This window comes from Bifidobacterium sp. UBA4282 (assembly GCF_002394995.1).
In the GTDB taxonomy this organism is placed as follows: domain Bacteria; phylum Actinomycetota; class Actinomycetes; order Actinomycetales; family Bifidobacteriaceae; genus Bifidobacterium; species Bifidobacterium pullorum_B.
The window spans coordinates 69345-87926 of sequence record NZ_DGVO01000037.1 but is presented as its reverse complement, the minus strand read 5'-3'; the positions used below and the strand labels follow the sequence as shown (position 1 = coordinate 87926).

The following is an 18582-nucleotide window of genomic DNA, read 5'->3' as shown; positions in this document are numbered from 1 at the left end:
CCGCCTGCGCGTTCAGCATGAGCATGCACAGGCGGAGCCAACCGTCGTGCCGGCAGCTGCGGCCCATGTACGGGTCCGTCACCCACCGTTGCGCCAGCTGATTCATCCACGGGCACATCTCCTGCCCGGCATCCAGCCCCTCGCCCCGACGCCGGGATTCGTGAGTGTCGGACTCGTCGACGGCCTTCAGGCCGCTGCCGCCACGGATCAGCCGTCCCGCCCAGGATTCGGGCAGGAAGGGGATCTCTTCCGGGGTCGGGATTCCGCAATCCTCTCCGGACGGATTCTTCCACCCGTATACCTCGCCGCTGGCGTGGACGCTCGGCCAGACCACCGCGTACCTGTTGTGCGGGGTGAGCAGGTCGATGCCCGCCCCCAGCGGCGAGTATTCCGCCAGCTTGGTGCGGTAGAATCGGTGCCGGTAGGGGGTGTCGTTGTGACCGTTGGTCCACGTCGCCGGCAGGGCCCCGAGCCGTGATTCGAGCTCATGCAGGGTCTTGACGCCGTCGCCCTGGGCCTGATGCTTTGACGGGTCGTCAAGATCGAGACCGATCACGCAGGTCCCATCGGGCCACCAGGGCATGCCGACGGCAATCTGAGCGTCCGCCAGCCTCGGCATCTTCGCCCACCGCTGCAGATCCAGCGTCGAGACGCTGGTGTGATTCCTCCCATGCTTACCGGCGACCAGAGGCCGCTTCCCTTTGCAGGGGATGACCTGAAGCCACCCTGCCCTGCGATATTCCTCGCACGACCGCCAGAACGGCGAAGCCGTGCCGCCTGACGGGATGTAGTTAGTGTCCATGTATTTCTTTCCGAGGGGCATGGACCTTCCATGACCTTCGCGCATATACATGCGACAGCAGGAATAACCGCGTCATCGAATTGCAAAAAAGTAATAATCTACTTGGTTTTTGCATATATCAGTAGATATGCGGCATCTTTGACACCAGAGGGCTGTGCAAGCGCGTCACAGCCGTGGTCCAGGAGGCCTCGAGGTAGGCGAAAGCCCTGGCGGCCAGTGACGGGAAGAACGAACGGCGTTGGCCGATGATGATTATCGGCCGACGAAATAATCAGCTTCGGCGATATACAGCGTCAAAGCGGGATTGCGGTGGTGCAAGACGGGGGTTTTGCTCACCGTTGCGACGAGGGGGATTCCCCTATGGGACATCAGGAACGGATACACACGGTTTCGTGGACAATACTCCGCCAGCCGCACCGCACCGCCCTTTGGTGAATCGACCATGAGGACAGCCTTAAGAGCCCTCCTCGGACTGGGATCCTCTACCTCGGCATGGCAAAGCACCACCAACCCGGCGAGACGTTTGACGAGATTGGGCACCTTGTGTCGTCTGTCGAAATGTTCGACCACTCCACGCCCGTCGCGGACCGCGTCGCGAGCCATGCCCGCCGCGATTTCACATTTCAGATCCTGCTCCCCCCTCTTGTCCAAAGGCCAAGAATCCTTCAGAATAGTCTTCGTGAGCGCTTCAATCAACGGCACATCGTCCGGGCGGAGCAGCGGAGGGACAAAAACCATTTCCCCTTTATGGCGTATGCAACAGCGCAGCATCAGGCGGGTTTGTTGTTTGCCAAGGGCGGCGTCAAGGGCGAGCAGGCACCCTGCATACGGCATCGACACTTCGCGACAAACGGGCAGACCCGTCCAAGTGCTCTTGTATTGCACCGCAAACTTGTCGCCCATCGTCCTTTCTTTGTCCTCATCTTGCGCGACGAGCTCCGACCAAGAGTGGCCGTTGTCGATCAAAGCGTCAACGGCCAAGTCGCCTCCCTGTGTCATCCCCCTCTTCATCATTTCGGGATATATGCACAAGCGATACGCGTACATTGGCGGCGTCCCCACTATCCGTCGAGGGGACCTGTCCAGCATCCTCAGAGCGTCCTGGGTCGCCTTCGCGAGAATATCAGTCAATTTGGCGCGCATACCCCCAATGATAGAGACACGCCTCTGTCGCCTGTACTTACACGACACGGTTTCCCGCGGCAAACGCCTCGGGGCATTAGCTGCGCGGATTCAACTCGCGTCACGGACGCATACATATGGGTGCACATACAGAAACGATCATCCGCCAGCGGATGAGAAGGGAATGCACTATGACTCCCGAGCAAGAGTATGTCGCCCAGCACGATTCCCCCGAGGTCGGGTGGACGCGTGAATCGTTCATGGCGTACGTGGACAGCCAGGATTGGACCGCCCCTGAGCTGGAGCATCTGGCTGCGTGGACGGCGAAAAAGCAGGCCGAGGTGCTCCGTCGTTACGGGTTTGAGGACGGGATGCCTATGTTTTGGTCCGCTCAGATGCAGGACGAGCTCGCGGCAAGGATGGGATTGCCCACGCCACAAAACGATCCGGACGTGATCAACGACCCGTGGTCGAATCCGCTCTTCCTCATCCACGAGGAAATCATCGAGGTGACTCGGGATTACGATCCCGACGAGCCGATCGATGACATCGACGAATGGTACGGGCAGCTGATCTCCGACGAGTCCATCCGGTACCTGACAGGACAGACGGAATAACGTGCGGATGCATGCTGTGAAGCGGGGTTGTCTTGGAATGCAGAGATGATCCCGCTTCGCTTATGTCTTAGGGCAAGACGTTTCTCCCGGATTCGTCTTGCTGGCGCAACGCTTATTGTTGTGTTGGCGGTCTTTTGATTTGTAGTCGGGTGGTCTTCTGGCTTTCAATTTTGTCGGATGTCCTGATGCAGGTCGTGCACGTTCTGTCCCGATTTCCGGTATCGTGCCAGTGTCGGTTTTCTGCGTTAGGCGGGTTCTGCGACCGCTTGACGGTTTTGCCGGATACACTGTACTGGTGTGATGGATTCAGGGTTTATTGATAACAGGACCGCGTTGGTCAAGGATGATCTGGTACGGACGATACGGGAGGGCGATCGGATTTCCGTCGCATCGTCTTTGTTTTCGATGTATGCGTATCGCGAGCTTCGGGAGCAGTTGGAGAGTGTTGGCGGGTTCCGGTTCATTTTCACGTCGAAGTCGTTCGTCAGAGAGAAGACGCCGAAGGAGCAGCGCGAGTTCTATATTCCCCGCCTTCAGCGCGAGCAGGGTTTGTACGGGACCGAGCTGGAGATCAGGCTGCGTAACGAGTTGACGCAGAAGGCCATCGCGGTGGAGTGCGCTGAATGGATCCGACGTAAGCAGGCCCGGTTCATGTCGTTCCAGAACGACAACGGCCTCTCCCCGTTCCTTGGCGTGCAAGGCGAGGGCGGGACGACCGCGTATATGCCGTTCCAGGAGTTCTCCACGACGCAGCTGGGCGTCAGCCACCGAGCCTCCTCGTATCCGGGGGTGGCTAGGATGGATGCTGTGCAGGCCCGGGGCTTCATCGACCAGTTCGATCAGGCGTGGGACAGTGGCCAGTTGCAGGATGTGACCCAGACGGTGCTTGACAACATCGAGCAGATGTATCGGGAGAATCCGCCCGAATTGGTGTATTACATGGCCTTGTATCGGATCTTCAGCGAGTTTCTGGAGGACGTCGACGAGGACGTGCTGCCCAAGGAGGGCACGGGCTACCGCGAGAGTGTGATCTGGAACAAGTTGTACGACTTCCAGAGGGACGCGGTGTTGGCGATCATCAACAAGTTGGAGACGTTCAACGGGTGCATTCTGGCGGATTCGGTGGGTTTGGGTAAGACGTTCACCGCGTTGGCGGTGATCAAGTATTTCGAGGCGCGCAACCGCAATGTGCTGGTGTTGTGTCCGAAGAAGCTCAAGGACAATTGGATGACGTTCCGTTCCAACGTGGTCAACAACCCGCTGCGTGATGACCGGCTGCGCTACGACGTGCTGTTCCATACGGACCTGAGCCGTTCGAAGGGCCCGTCAAACATGGGTATCGACATCGGACTGGTCGACTGGGGCAATTACGACCTGGTGGTGATCGACGAATCGCACAACTTCCGTAACGGCAACGATTCCGCCGCCAAGGCGGACGACAAGGAGAACCGCTACCGGAAGCTTTTGGAGAAGGTCATCCGCAGGGGCGTGAGGACGAAGGTGCTGATGCTGTCCGCGACCCCTGTGAACAACCGGTTCCGCGACCTGCAGAACCAGCTCGCGTTGGCCTACGAGGGCAACGACGACGACTGGACGGGAAAGCTCGGTCTCACGACGGACATCGATACCGTGTTCCGTAACGCGCAGAAGGCGTACGGCGCGTGGGCGAAGCTCGACCCGGAGGAGCGCACTACCAAGAATCTGATGGATCGTTTGGACTTCGATTTCTTCAAGGTTCTCGACCAGGTGACCGTGGCGCGCAGCCGCAGGCACATCAAACGCTATTACGACATGAACGCGATCGGCAGCTTCCCCGAACGTCTGAAACCGCAGACGATCCGCCCGAAGCTGTCCACCCAGCCGGACGCGGTGACCTACGATCGAATCTACGACGAGTTGGAGAGGCTCAGGCTTGCCCTGTACATGCCGTCAGAGTTCCTCCATGAAAGCGCCAGGGGCAAGTATTTCGACAAGGACGGAATCGAGGGGTTGACCACGAGCGGGCGCGAGGCCGGTGTGCGCAAGCTCATGGCCACCAACCTCCTAAAGCGTTTCGAAAGCAGCGTGCACTCCTTCCGCGTCACCCTGAAGCGCGTCTACGGGTACATGGACGAGACCGTGAAGGTCATCGACAAATACGAGCAATACCGGAACGAGCACAGGAGTCTCGGCATGTTCGACCGGATCGATACGGACAGGTTCGACCAAGGGTTCGACCTTGACCAGGATGACGCGGAGGAGATCGAGTTCACCACCCAGGGCAAGACCCAGTTCGCCCTCTCGGACATGGACTGGAAGAGTTGGCGCTCCTACATCCAGGCCGACATGCAGGTCATCCGCGAGCTCCTCGCCATGATTCGGGACATCGACCCCGAGCATGACGCCAAGCTCCAACGCCTGTACCGGACCATCAGGGACAAGCAGGAGCATCCGATCAACGAGGGCAACCGGAAGATCCTCGTATTCACCGCGTTCGCCGATACCGCCGACTACCTGTACGAACACGTCGGCGAATACGCCAAGACACTCGGTCTTGAGACGGCGGAGGTGACCGGTTCGAGGCCCGGCCGCTGCACGGTAAGGAAGGTCGGCGGCGACATGGGAGACATCCTCGCCTGTTTCAGCCCCGAGTCCAAGGAACGCAACGTCACCGACCCAAGGTTGAAGGATTGCGACATCGACATCCTGATCGCCACGGACTGCATCAGCGAGGGGCAGAACCTGCAGGACTGCGACATGATGGTCAACTACGACATCCACTGGAACCCCGTCCGCATCGTGCAGCGCTTCGGCCGCGTGGACCGCATCGGATCCACGAACCAGCGCATCCAACTGGTCAACTACTGGCCCGACATGGACCTCGACAAATACCTTCGACTCAAGGATCGAGTGGAAGCGCGCATGCGGCTGACGGTCATGACCTCCACGGGCGACGACGACTACATCAACGAGAACGAGCACGGTGACCTCGCCTACCGCGAGAAACAGCTCCGGCAGATGCAGAACGAGATACCCGATCTGGAGGGCGTGGAGGGCGGCATCAGCATCACCGACCTCGGCCTCAACGAGTTCCGTATGGACCTGGTCGAATACCACAAAGCCAATCCCGACATCGAGCATGTGCCCACCGGCATCAACGCGATCGTGCGGGGAACGGACCCCGGCATCCTGTTCGTACTGCGGAACGTGAACAACGCCGTCAACATCGGCGGCCGCAACCAGATCCACCCCTACTACCTCGTGTACGTGAAAGACAACGGCGAAATCCTCCACGGGCACTTGGAGCCCAAGGCTTGCCTCGACCTGATGCGCTCCCTGTGCAAGGGCAAGGACGAACACGATCCGAAGCTGTGCGCCGCGTACAACAAGGCCACACGCAACGGCAAGGACATGCGCCACGCCTCCAAGCTGTTGGAGGCCGCGGTGGGCGGCATCATCCGGCAGGACGAGCAGTCGGCGGTGGACAGCCTGTTCGGCGACGGGCTGAGCACCTTCCTCGACCCCGGCGTGCAGGGGCTGGACGACTTCGAGCTCGTCTGCTTCCTCGTGGTCCAAAGCAGGGAGGCGTGACCCCCATGCCCGCAATCCTCGCCGCCGGCATGCTCGGCCTGCCCAGCGTCACCGCCGTTCCCGCCAACCGTGGCCGTCTGCCCAAGGAGGCGTTCTACCAGGGTCTTGAAATCACCGCAAGACTGAAGCGCCAGTTCATCGACGACATCGAATCGCTGACCATGCTCGCCGTGATCCGTTCCAAAGAGACCGGCATCCCCGACGGTCGGCATGTACGCGAGATCAGCGTGATTGAGGTGAAACTCAAAGGCGAGCGGCTGCCCTCCGCGGTGCTGGAGCGGTTCTCCCGCTTCCGCGACGACATGACCCATCACGCCGTCAAAGTACTGTACGTCATCCCCGACGGAACCGGCTACAGGACGGCAGTGTTCCGCAATGCGAACGTCAACGCAGGAATCCACGAGGGACGCCTGTACGTGAGCGACCCTCGCTCCCTGGACGGTTCCGGTATCCGGCTCGTCGGGTCAAATCTGGAACAGGTCTGGGACTCCCTGTGTTCGCAGACCGTGTTGAATGACGAAACTCCCGAGAATGTCGACCAACGAATCGCCGTCAGGGAGAGGATAATGAGACTCAGCGCCGAACAGCAACGCCTGGAAACGGCCCACGCCAAAGCCAGGCAGATCAGCAGACGCAACGAACTGTGGAACCAGCTGCGGGAAGTTACCGAAGAGCTCCACCGACTGCAAGGAGAACAGCAATGAGCGACATCCAACACATCGAAAGCCACACGCCCGACCTCACCGAGGAGAACGTGGACAAGCTCGCCGCCCTGTTCCCCGACGTGCTCACCGAAATCACCGATCCGCAGACCGGCGAAACCAAGCGCGCCATCGACTTCGACGCACTACGCGACAAGCTCGGCGACGTGGCCGAAAGCACACGCGAACGCTACCAGTTCACCTGGCCCGGCAAACGAGCCGCCAAAGCTGAAGCCCGCAAACCGATTAGCAAAACACTACGCCCGGTCAAGGAACGCAGCAAGGATTGGGACACCACCCAGAACATCTACATCGAAGGCGACAACCTCGACGCGCTGAAGATCCTGCGCGAAACCTACGCCGGCAAGATCAAGCTCATCTACATCGACCCGCCCTACAACACCGGCCACGACTTCATCTACAAAGACAACTACGGCAAAACCATCGCCGAAGATAAAGCCGAAAACGGCGACTGGGACGACGAAGGCGGCCAGCTCGTCGCCAACCCCGAAAGCAACGGGCGCTTCCACTCCGACTGGTGCTCAATGATCTATCCTCGTCTGCTTATAGCTCGAGATTTATTGGAATCTGAAGGGCTAATAGCAATAAGTATCGATGACAACGAATTGTTCAATCTAAAGACGATTTTAGATACCGTTTTTGGATCGATTAATTACGTTGGTTGTATTTCTGTTGCTAAAGGAACGACTACCGGTCAGGATGCAAAGGATATCGGCAGCAGCATCGATTACCTGTTGTTATATGCAAAGGAAAAGAATAGTGTTAAATTACGTGGTCTTCCAATGTCCGAAAAGGATATTGCTCGGTTCAATATGAGTGATTCCCGAGGTAAATACAGCATTCTGCAATTCAGGAAAACTGGTTCAAATGATAGGCGTGTTAATAGGCCCAATTTGTATTATCCGTTAACGGCACCTGATGGAAGTGAAGTTTATCCTATTGGTCCTGGTGGGTATGAAAGCCGTTGGAGGGGTTCGCTGGAGCAATTTAAAAAATGGGAAAATGACGATTACGTCATATGGAAAAAGAATGATAATGGAGAATATAAGCCATATATCAAGTATTATCTACAAAATAGAACTAAACAAATCTCCAATTATTGGGATGATATTGAAGGCAATAAGAAAGCAAGCCATACTCTGACCGAACTACTCGGAAAAGGAATATTTGACAATCCAAAACCGGTTGGTTTGTTGGAAAAAATACTATATATTGTCACGTCTTCAGATGACTATGTGCTTGACTTTTTCTCTGGCTCCGCAACAACGGCTCATGCTGTTATGAATCAAAATGCCAAGGATGATTGGCGTCGTAAGTTCATTTTGATTCAACTGCCGGAACATACCGACGAATCTAGTGAAGCGCATAAAGCTGGTTACTCGACCATCTGTGAAATTGGTGAGGAGCGTATTCGTCGTGCTGGTGAGAAGATCAAGGCCGAGGTTGAGGCGGAGAATGCTCAGGGCAGGCTTGATGGCGAAGTGAAGCGGGTGCCTGATATTGGATTCCGTGTGTTGCGCGTGGATTCTTCGTGTTATGAGGATGTGCGCAAGACCCCGGCTGAATACACGCAAGATGCTCTTGATCTGGATGATGACAACACTAAGGAGGGTCGTTCATCGCTTGATTTGCTGTTCGAGTGTCTGCCGACGTTCCAGTTGCCGTACACGTCCAGCATCGAGACATTGTCGGGTGAGCCGTTTGCCGGTTATACGGTGTATAGCGTGAACGGCGGCCAGTTGCTGGCTTGTTTCGATGCGGATATTCCCGAGTCGTTGATTCGTGGCATGGCGGACTTTGATCCGAAGCCGTCGTATGTGGTGGTGGCGGAGAAGAGCTTGCCGGATAGCGCCGCGCGTACGAATTTCACTGAGATCTTCAAGCAGTCGGCGAACGCGTTTGATGGCCAGACGCAGATCCGCATCATCTAAGGAGGCTTGACGTGAAGTTCGAGTTTTCTCAGTACCAGTATCAGACGGATGCGGCGAACGCGGTGTGCGATGTGTTCGAGGGCCAGCCCAGGCATGAGGGTGTGAACTATATCCGCGATGTGGGCGTGCGCAGCCGTGACATCCGCCAGGACCAGGCCAACCGTGGCGCGAAACTGTTCGACGCTTCCGAGATGGATGACGACACGGGTTATCGCAACGCGGACTTGGAGTTGACCTCCGAACAGCTACTCGCGAACATCCGTGGTATCCAGAACCGGCAGGATCTGATGGCGTCGAAGCATTTGTTCGCCAAACCGTTGGGTGCGGTGAGTCTGGATGTGGAGATGGAAACGGGCACGGGCAAGACGTTCGTGTATACGAAGACGATGTTCGAGCTGAACCGCCGGTATGGGTGGACCAAGTTCATCATTGTGGTGCCGTCCATCGCGATCCGTGAGGGCGTGGCCAAGTCGTTGGAGTTGACCGCCGATTATTTCTACACGTCCGGCCGTGATGGCAACGAAGGCTACGGTAAAAAGCTCAACTGGTTCGTGTACAACTCGTCGAACCTCAACGAGTTGGACTCGTTCGCCCAGTCGTCGGATATCAGTGTGATGGTCATCAATATGCAGGCGTTCAACGCGTCGATGAAGGAGGGCGGGCGCAGCAAGGAGTCGCGCATTATCTTCTCGGAGCGTGATGAGTTCGGCTCCCGCCGGCCTATCGACGTGATCAGCGCCCTGCGGCCGATCGTGATTCTGGATGAGCCGCAGAAGATGGGTGGCAAGGCCACGCAGGACGGTATCCGCCAGTTCAACCCGTTGTTCGCGTTGCATTATTCGGCCACGCACCGGGAAAAGCATGATCTCGTGTATTCGTTGGATGCGTTGGACGCTTATAACCAGCGGTTGGTCAAGCGCATCGAGGTCAAGGGCTTCGAGCTGCATAACATGCGTGGTACCGACGGCTACCTGTACTTGCAGGACATCATCGTGTCGAAGAACAGGCCGCCGATCGCGCGCATCGAATACAAGAAGCTCTCCGCCGTCGGCGGCGTGACCACCGCCGTCGGCTCGTTCAATGAGAACGATGATTTGCATCCCGCTTCCGGAGGGCTGGAGGCCTACCGTGACGGTTGGCGCATCGCCCCTGACGGCATCGTGCCCGATCAAGATAATCAGCTTGGCTATGTGCGGTTCCTCAACGGTGAGACCCTGCGCAAGGGGCAGGTGCTCAACGATGGTTCCGAGGCGGACATGCGGCGTATCCAGATCCGCGAGACAATCCTCTCGCATCTGCAGAAGGAGGAACACTTGTGGGCTCGGGGCATCAAGTGCCTGAGCCTGTTCTTCATCGACGAGGTCGCCAAATACCGTCAGTATGACGAGGAGGGCAACGAGGTCGACGGCGAGTACGCGAGGATCTTCGAGGAGGAATACGATCGCTGCGTGCAATGGTTCCTCCAGGGCCGACTGGACGACGGCCATGGTTATCTCGACTGGCTGCGCACCACGTGGGGCCACAGCGTGCACAAGGGGTACTTCAGCATCGACAAGCACGGGCGTTCCATCGACTCGAAGCTCAAGCGTGGGTCGGACGAGAGCGACGACGTGAACGCCTACGACCTGATCCTGAAGAACAAGGAACGCCTGTTGAGCTTCGAGGAGCCGACCCGGTTCATCTTCAGCCATTCCGCCCTGCGCGAGGGCTGGGATAACCCGAACGTGTTCCAGATCTGCACGCTCAAGCACTCGGATAACGAGATCAGCAAACGCCAGGAGGTCGGGCGCGGCCTGCGCCTGTGTGTCAACAAGGACGGTGTACGCCAGGACCTGAACGTGCTTGGCGAGGGCGCCGTGCAGGAGGTCAACCTGCTGACCGTGATCGCCTCGGAGAGTTACGAGAAATTCGCCGAAGCACTGCAGAAGGACATCAGGAGCGAACTGCGCGACCGTCCGATCAGGATCGACAACGCGTTCCTCAGCAAGGTCAGCATCCCGGCCGAACAGCTCGGCCCCGGATACGAGGGCGTCGATCCGGTCACGTTCACGCCGGAGGAATCCAACACCGTGTACCTGCGGCTCTACAAGCACGACCTGATCGACGAGAGCGGCAAACTCACCGATAAGTTCGCCGAACAAGGGCTGGACGGGGAATTCGTGGCCGCATTGCCCGCACCGTTGCAGGCCAAGATCCCGGCTGTCGAGATCGTCTTGAAGTCGGTGCTGGAGAACGTCACCGGCGTGATCGTCGGCAACGCGCTCAAACGGAAGATCGGCCGCAACGACCTGAACGCCAATTTCCAGAAGAAGGAGTTCCAGGAGCTCTGGAAGCGCATCAACCACAAGTACGCGTACACCGTGCACTTCAACGACGACGAACTGGTCAGGAACGCGGTCAGGGAGATTGATTCCAAGCTCGTGGTGGCCAAGCTCTCGTACACCGTCACCAAGGGCATCCAACGCCGGGAGGCGTTCCGTGCGGATCTGGCCGTGGGCCAGCACTTCAAGCGCGAGACGAACGGCAGCTACACGCGCGACCTCGACATCGACACGACCAACGGCGTCAAATACGACCTGCTCGGCGAGATCGCCCAGGCCGCGACCATCACCCGGCGTTGCGCCGCGAGGATCCTCAAGGGTATCCGGCCGGACAAGTTCCGCATGTTCCGGGACAACCCGGAGCAGTTCATCGCCAAGGTCAGCCGTCTGATCATCGAGCAGAAGGCCGCGATGATCGTGGACCACATCAGCTACGACCGGATCCAAGGCGAATACGATTCCACCATCTTCGTCAACGCGGGCGGGCGCGACGAGACCGACGCCATCCGGGTCAGCAAATGCGTGCAGGACTGGGTGTTCCCCGACGGAGATCCCCGGAAGGGTGTGGAGGCGCAATTCACCCGAGGGCTCGAAGCCGCTTCCGAAGTCGCGGTCTACGCCAAGCTGCCGCGCGGCTTCCAAATCCCCACGCCGGTCGGCAACTACGCGCCCGACTGGGCGGTCGCCTTCCGTGAGGACAGTGGTTTGAAGCACATCTTCTTTGTCGCCGAAACCAAAGGCGACATGAGCTCGCTGGAACTGCGCACCGTGGAAGCCAGCAAGATCGCATGCGCCAAACGCCTCTTCAACGATCTGCAGTTGGCGGACGACGTCCGCTACGAACAGGCCGTCACCTACGAGGATCTCCTCGATCAGGTGAAGGCACTGCAATAGCACCACTATCGCGGATACAGGACGGAGGAGAAATGCCAGGGCACACGATAACTGCCTCAATAGGCGCGGCGCACTGAACGTGTCCGCGTACGAAATCGGGTACAAATCGGGTACATTGCTACTCTCAACAGCGCCTAACAGCGTGTCCGTACGCAAAGCTAGGATGGCTTCAAAACGTTGAAAAATAGCCAAAAAGGTGGTTGACGCATGACAGTGCAAAACAGCGCAAAAACCACCCGTTATAGCAAGGGGTCGCGGGTTCAAGTCCCGCCGGCCCGACGACTAGGGCGGAAACCGTTAGGTTCCGCCCTTTTGCTTTACTGCCGACAGTTATCCCCGCTCGAAAGACCCCACCACCGCCCACATCCGTAGTCTCTTCACCGATTGTTCACCGGGTATGGGCGTAGGAACACGTCCATACCCCCGTAGTGACGCTAGACTGTTGAGATATTGGCCCACGTGACATACGGTCCGCGTGACATATCGGTTCGCGCGCGACGGCGTCGAAGTCTGAAGGAAAGGGTAGGGACGTGAGCGACGTATTCGAGCATTCGGCCGAGAAGATGAAGGCCCACGGCATGAGCGACACGGCGGTCGCCCAGTTCAAGCGGCTGTACGACGTCTGGCGCACCGAGGAGGCCAGCAGCTGGATCCGCGAGGACAGCGTGGAACCGCTGACCGGCGTGCCCAGCTTCCATGACGTCTACAAGACCATCGACCATGACAAGGCGGTCGACGCCTTCGCCAAGACCGCGTTCCTCAAGCTCAACGGCGGCCTGGGCACCTCGATGGGCCTGGAATGCGCCAAGTCGCTGTTGCCGGTGCGCCGCCACAAGGCCAAGCAGATGCGGTTCATCGACATCATCATCGGCCAGGTGGTCACGGCCCGCACCAGACTCAACGTCCGTCTGCCGCTGACGCTGATGAACTCGTTCCGCACCTCCGAGGACACGATGAAGGTGCTCAAGGCCAACCGCCGCTTCACGCAGGATGATGTGCCGATGGAGATCATCCAACACGTCGAGCCGAAGATCGTGGCCGAAACCGGCGAGCCGGTGGAGTTCCCGGAGAACCCCGATCTCGAATGGTGCCCGCCGGGCCACGGCGATCTGTACTCCACGATCTGGGAGTCCGGCCTACTGGACATCCTGGAGGAGCAGGGGTTCAAGTACCTGTTCATCTCCAACTCCGACAACCTGGGCGCGCGCCCCTCACGCACGCTGGCCCAGCACTTCGAGAACACGGGCGCGCCGTTCATGGTGGAGGTGGCCACCCGCACCTACGCCGACCGCAAGGGCGGGCACATCGTACGCGACAAGGCCACCGGCCGTCTGCTGCTGCGCGAGATGAGCCAGGTGCATCCGGACGACAAGGCGGACGCGCAGGATATCGCCAAGCACCCGTATTTCAACACCAACAGCATCTGGGTGCGCATCGACGCGCTCAAGGCCAAGCTCGCCGAGTACGACGGCGTGCTGCCGCTGCCGGTGATCCGCAACTTCAAAACCGTCGATCCCACCGATGCCAATACGCAGAAGGTCGTGCAGCTGGAAACCGCGATGGGCGCGGCCATCAGCCTGTTCGACGGCGCCATCTGCGTACAGGTGGACCGCATGCGTTTCCTGCCGGTCAAGACCACGAACGACCTGTTCATCATGCGCTCGGACCGGTTCCACCTGACCGACTCCTACGAGATGGAGGACGGCAACTACATCTTCCCGAATGTGGACCTCGACCCGCGCTACTACAAGAACATCAGCGACTTCAACGAACGGTTCCCGTATTCGGTGCCGTCGCTCGCGGCCGCGAATTCGGTGACGGTGCGGGGCGACTGGACGTTCGGGCAGAACGTCATCATGTTCGCCGACGCCACGCTGGAGGACCAGGGACGACCCAGCTACGTGCCGAACGGCGAGTATGTGGGACCGCAGGGCATCGAGCCCGATGATTGGGCGTTCTGACACCTCATCGGACAAGAAAACGACAGTTTTTTGTGAAATGTCGCGCGGACGGAGGAAAAACACTCTAATATGGAACAAGGTGTGTTGTGAGGTGCACACTTACATACAGGACTCTAACGATACGTGAGGACGAATGGCAGAGGGTAGCAACGGAAGACGTCGTTTCTCCGACAAGTGGGGCAAGCATGAGCTTGACGTGTTGGCAGTGTTGTCGTCGGCCTTCCCACAGTGGCTGACCTCCCGCCAGATCGCGCAGCGTGTCAAGGCGTATGCCGATTCCTACGGGGAGCTGGCCGACCAGGCGGCCAAGGCCGCCTTCGCCAAGCAGTTCCAACGCGACCGTGCCAAGCTCGCCGCCATGGGCATCGCCATCGAATCGCGCCAGCCCGAGTATTCCTCGAAGTCGGAGGGGCAGGATTTCGCCTCGTACCGCCTGCAGCTGGGCGACGAGCCGCGCATCCGCCTGCGGTTCGCCCAGGAGGACCTGCCGATCCTGGCCGCGGCCAACTATCTGGCCCGTTCCATGTCGATCTCCTCCGCACCCTCGCAGCAGCAGGTGCAGCAGCATGCCTCGCGTACCGCGCCGCGTGTGCCCCAGACGCCGATTCCCGGACTCGGTCTGGACTCGATCGCCCCGGGTCTCGGCACCCAGGCCATCCCCGACGCGCTGGTGAAGGTCATCGATTCGCGTCGGTTCGCCGCCACGGTCGACGTGGACGGCGAGCTGCTCAACGTGGCCTATACCGATTCCGACGACCTGGCCATGTTCGTCCTGCAGCACCCGGGTGCCGCCATCGTCAGCCCGCAGGAGGCCGTGGACGCGTTCCATCGCAGGCTCAACGCCGCCTCGCAGTTCCAGCTGGCCGACGAATCGGCCAGCCCCGCCTCCGCCACGGTCGTCTCCCCGTCCATCAGCCGTCAGTCCGAGGACGACGAGGAGGATCCGGAGGAGATGGCGGCCCATCAGAAGAAGAACGCCTCCTTCCAGACCGGCAGCGAGGTGGATCGCCGCCTGCGGCTGATGCTGTTCCTCTCGGCCCATCTGGGCGAGGAGTTCTCGCTGGAGGAACTGGCGGAACGGTTCATCGGCAAGCCGAAGAACAACGACGAACGCCGCAAGCATGTCGCCACCATCCATAAGGACATCAACACGCTGACCACGGTGTCCGACGACGGCGAGATGGCCGGCAGCCAGTTCTTCGATATCGACTGGTCGCTGCTGGATGCCGAGGGCATCGTCTCGGCCACGAATTCGCTCGGCCTGGAGCGTCTGGCCGGTATCTCCCCGCAGTATCTGAGCATGCTGACCGCCTCGGTCAGCTATCTGGCGCATTCGCCGCTCCTGCCGGAGGAGCAGCGTGCCAAGGCCGCCTCGCTGAACAAGCGGCTGCGTCAGCATGTGGAGCCCGGCGAGATCCCGTGGCTGAGCCTGACCGGCTACGAGGTGGAGCCCCACAGCTTCTCGGTGGTCAAGCGGGCGATCTCCACCGATTCGCTGCTGGATATGGAATACACCGATGGCGCCGGCCGCACGCGCCGCAAGCTGGTGGCCCCGGCCAAGATCTTCGTGGATGAGGGCGCGTACTATACGGCCGTGTGGACCGACGTGGCCGACGCCGCGCCGAAGGACAAGCTCAAGTACGTCAAGAAGGACATGACGATCAACAAGGCCACCGGGGAGCCCCGCATCTGGCAGACGCTCCGTCTGGCGCGCATCGAGCATGCCGAGCTCGTCAAGCCCACGCAGAAGGTCGACATCCCCGATGTGCCGGTCAGCGAACTGCGCAAGTGGAACTTCGACAACGGCACGCCGGCGGTGTTCATCACCGACCAGCCGCATCTGCCGTTCATCAAGACCCTATCCGGCGCCACGGTGGAAAGCTGCGGGGCGGGGGAGAAGGTGCATCTGACGGTGTCCTCCGATTCGTGGTTCGTGGCCTTCTGCATCTCCCACGCCCGTCATATCCTGGCCGTGGCGCCGGAGACGCTGCGCACGATGATCGTCGCCCGCGCGCAGCGCGAACTGAGCGTCGGCCAGCACGACGAGCCGCAGCAGTAGGAGGAGTCGCCATGCCTTGGTGGATCTGGTTGGTGCTGGTGGTGTTCATGCTGGTCATGATCGTTGCCGGCCTGGCATACGCGGCCTTGCATCTGTGGAGGGCGTTCGGGAAGGTCTCCCGGACCGGCGCCGCCATCGGCGAGCATATGGCCGCCTTCCAGGACACCGCGCCATCCGGTGAACAGCCGGAGCCGCCGCTGTTCACCCAGCCGCTTTCAGTGGCCTCCGAGCGCTACAGCCAGGCCCATGCCGAAGTCATCCGTCGCAGGGAGGCCAAGCGCAGCCGCCATGTGGAGGCTTGGGCGCGCTGGCGTCGATTCAACAACGACTGAACGAACCGGGGATTCATCTGACCATGCCACGACGTCATCATCGCCGTTCCGTGGACGGCACCGCATCCGCACCGCACGGCAACGCCCAAGCCTCGCCCTCGCCCTCGCAGCGGTATCAGACCTTCCGCCGCAACCAGGAACGGCGCAAGTCGGTCGCCGAACAGTTCGCGCGGACGCTACCGTTCGAACTCGACGAGTTCCAGCGGCAGGCCAACGAGGCCCTGGAGGCGGACCGCAACGTGCTGGTGGCGGCGCCGACCGGCGCGGGCAAGACCATCGTCGCCGATTTCGCCATCTATCTGGCGCAGCAGCGCAACGTCAAGGCGTTCTACACCACACCGATCAAGGCGCTCAGCAACCAGAAATACCATGATCTGGTGGCCGCGTACGGGGCCGATCGCGTGGGGCTGCTGACCGGGGACACCTCCATCAACTCCGAGGCGGACATTGTGGTGATGACCACCGAGGTGCTGCGCAACATGCTCTATGAGCGTTCATCCACGCTTACCGCGCTGCGGTATGTCATCCTAGACGAGGTCCATTATCTGGCCGACCGGTTCCGTGGGCCGGTGTGGGAGGAGGTCATCATCCACCTGCCGCAGAGCGTCCGCATCGTGGCGCTGTCGGCCACGGTCTCCAACGTGGAGGATTTCTCGGGCTGGCTCTCCTCGGTGCGCGGCGAGACCACGCTGGTCGTCTCCGAGCACCGGCCCGTGCCGCTGGAGCAGCATGTGCTCGTGCAGGCCGACGATCGGACCGAGCCGGAACTCATCGACCTGTACCGTCATGACGCCGATGGCCGCCCGACCACCGCGTTGAACGCGCATCTGGTCAGCAGGCTGGATCAGCTCGACCGGCAGGCGGCCCGGCGCGCGGGCAACCGCGACCGCGGCCGGGAACGCAGGCACGGCGGCCGCGCGCATCAGTCGCAGCGCAAACCGGAACGGCATGTGCCACGCCGTTGGGCTGTGGTCGACGAACTCGACTATCTCGGTCTGCTGCCGGGCATCACGTTCATCTTCTCCCGCAACGGCTGCGACCAGGCCGTGGACCAGTGCCTGAACGCCGGACTGGAGCTGACCACCGAGGACGAGGTGCGGCGCATCCGCCGCATAGTCGACGAGATGGTCGAGGGGCAGCTGAGCGCGGAGGACCTCAAAGCATTGCGGTTCTCCCGATTCCGCTTCGCTTTGGAGGAGGGTTTCGCCGCCCATCATGCGGGCATGGTGGCGCTGTTCCGGCAGATCGTCGAGCGGCTGTTCGAAGAGGGACTGGTCAAGATGGTGTTCGCCACCGAGACGCTGGCGCTGGGCATCAACATGCCGGCCCGCTGCGTGGTGGTGGAGAAGCTGGAGAAGTTCGACGGCACGGGCCATGTGGCGTTGACGCCAGGGGAGTTCACCCAGCTGACCGGCCGCGCCGGCCGCCGCGGCATCGATACGATCGGCCACGCCGTGGTGGTGGACCATCACGGCTTCGTGCCGGCCACGGCCGCCGCGCTGTCCAGCAAACGCGTCTACCCGCTGCATTCCAGCTTCCGCCCGACCTTCAACATGGCGGTGAATCTGCTCAATTCCAGCGACGTGGACACCGCCCGCGTCACGCTCGACCACTCCTTCGCCCAGTGGGAGGCGAACGAATCCGCGGGACAGCTGGAATCGCAGATGGTGGCGCTGGAGCAGGCCCTGCAGGGCTACGAGCAGGCGTTCGACTGCGACCACGGCGATTTCCGCGAGTTCATGACGCTGCGTATGCGGCTGACGGATCTGGAGCGCAACGACCGACGCCGGATCAAGCACGAACCGTTTGCATCCGAGCAGGAACGCCGGCAGGCGATGCGCGAGCTGGACCGCCGGATCGCGCGCTTGCGCCAGGCCGAGCAGCGGCATCCGTGCCGGCAGTGCCCGGATCTGCAGCGGCACCTGACTTGGGGGCATCGTTGGGCCCGGGAGACCCGCGAGCTGGAACGCGTCAGGCATCGCTACGAGTCGCGAACCGGTTCGGTGGCCCGCCAGTTCGACCGCATCTGCGGCGTGTTGGACACGTTGGGTTATCTGGAACGTGCGGAGCGCGACGGCCGTACGGACTATCGGCTGACGCAGGCGGGCCAGCTGCTGCGTCATCTGTACAGCGAACTGGATCTGACCGTGGCGCAGGCGTTGCGTAAGGGCGTGTTCGACGGTCTCAACCCCTCGCAGATGGCGGCCGTGGCGTCGGCGCTGGTCTACGAGGCGCGCCGGGGCAACGGGGG

11 protein-coding genes are annotated in these 18582 nt (G+C 60.5%); 9 read left to right on the top strand and 2 right to left on the bottom strand.

The window, feature by feature from the left end; translation table 11 throughout:
• On the bottom strand, positions 1 to 802 hold an 802-nt coding region (locus tag B4C31_RS05700), incomplete at its 3' end, for a bifunctional DNA primase/polymerase (protein ID WP_291531680.1).
• Between the two features lie 252 nt (positions 803 to 1054).
• Complete coding sequence (locus tag B4C31_RS05695; RefSeq protein ID WP_291531679.1) at positions 1055 to 1783, bottom strand: hypothetical protein; 729 nt, start codon at positions 1781 to 1783, stop codon at positions 1055 to 1057.
• A 332-nt stretch (positions 1784 to 2115) separates the two neighbouring features.
• Between B4C31_RS05695 and B4C31_RS05690 the strand changes: the two genes are divergently transcribed.
• From B4C31_RS05690 to B4C31_RS05650, 9 genes are all read left to right on the top strand, one after another.
• The gene (locus tag B4C31_RS05690; protein WP_291531678.1) at positions 2116 to 2541 is read left to right on the top strand and encodes a hypothetical protein; all 426 of its coding nucleotides are present in this window, start codon (positions 2116 to 2118) and stop codon (positions 2539 to 2541) included.
• Positions 2542 to 2976: 435 nt separating this feature from the next.
• Positions 2977 to 6111 (top strand): helicase-related protein, encoded by a 3135-nt coding sequence (locus tag B4C31_RS05685; protein ID WP_291531677.1) that lies wholly within the window; start codon positions 2977 to 2979, stop codon positions 6109 to 6111.
• Between the two features lie 5 nt (positions 6112 to 6116).
• Positions 6117 to 6815 (top strand): DUF4391 domain-containing protein, encoded by a 699-nt coding sequence (locus B4C31_RS05680; RefSeq protein ID WP_291531676.1) that lies wholly within the window; start codon positions 6117 to 6119, stop codon positions 6813 to 6815.
• Entirely contained in the window at positions 6812 to 8764 is a 1953-nt protein-coding gene (locus B4C31_RS05675; protein ID WP_291531675.1) for a site-specific DNA-methyltransferase, read from the top strand. The genes B4C31_RS05680 and B4C31_RS05675 overlap by 4 nt, the downstream gene beginning before the upstream one ends.
• Before the next feature lie 11 nt (positions 8765 to 8775).
• The gene (locus B4C31_RS05670) at positions 8776 to 11979 is read left to right on the top strand and encodes a type III restriction-modification system endonuclease (protein ID WP_291531674.1); all 3204 of its coding nucleotides are present in this window, start codon (positions 8776 to 8778) and stop codon (positions 11977 to 11979) included.
• 563 nt (positions 11980 to 12542) lie between these two features.
• The gene (locus tag B4C31_RS05665) at positions 12543 to 13940 is read left to right on the top strand and encodes a UTP--glucose-1-phosphate uridylyltransferase (RefSeq protein ID WP_291531689.1); all 1398 of its coding nucleotides are present in this window, start codon (positions 12543 to 12545) and stop codon (positions 13938 to 13940) included.
• 133 nt (positions 13941 to 14073) lie between these two features.
• Positions 14074 to 15999: a helix-turn-helix transcriptional regulator gene (locus B4C31_RS05660; RefSeq protein WP_033509844.1), complete on the top strand. Its 1926-nt coding sequence runs from the start codon at positions 14074 to 14076 to the stop codon at positions 15997 to 15999.
• 11 nt (positions 16000 to 16010) lie between these two features.
• On the top strand, positions 16011 to 16331 hold the full coding sequence (locus tag B4C31_RS05655; protein ID WP_291531673.1) for a hypothetical protein: 321 nt from the start codon (positions 16011 to 16013) through the stop codon (positions 16329 to 16331).
• Between the two features lie 23 nt (positions 16332 to 16354).
• Positions 16355 to 18582 (top strand): DEAD/DEAH box helicase (locus B4C31_RS05650; protein ID WP_291531672.1); only part of this gene is annotated, 2228 nt, incomplete at its 3' end.

Bases quoted from the DNA above. Each gene is read 5' to 3' on its own strand.
- B4C31_RS05690 (WP_291531678.1), top strand. From the start codon at position 2,116: ATGACTCCCGAGCAAGAGTATGTCGCCCAGCACGATTCCCCCGAGGTC.
- B4C31_RS05680 (WP_291531676.1), top strand. From the start codon at position 6,117: ATGCCCGCAATCCTCGCCGCCGGCATGCTCGGCCTGCCCAGCGTCACC.
- B4C31_RS05675 (WP_291531675.1), top strand. From the start codon at position 6,812: ATGAGCGACATCCAACACATCGAAAGCCACACGCCCGACCTCACCGAG.
- B4C31_RS05665 (WP_291531689.1), top strand. From the start codon at position 12,543: ATGAAGGCCCACGGCATGAGCGACACGGCGGTCGCCCAGTTCAAGCGG.
- B4C31_RS05660 (WP_033509844.1), top strand. From the start codon at position 14,074: ATGGCAGAGGGTAGCAACGGAAGACGTCGTTTCTCCGACAAGTGGGGC.
- B4C31_RS05655 (WP_291531673.1), top strand. From the start codon at position 16,011: ATGCCTTGGTGGATCTGGTTGGTGCTGGTGGTGTTCATGCTGGTCATG.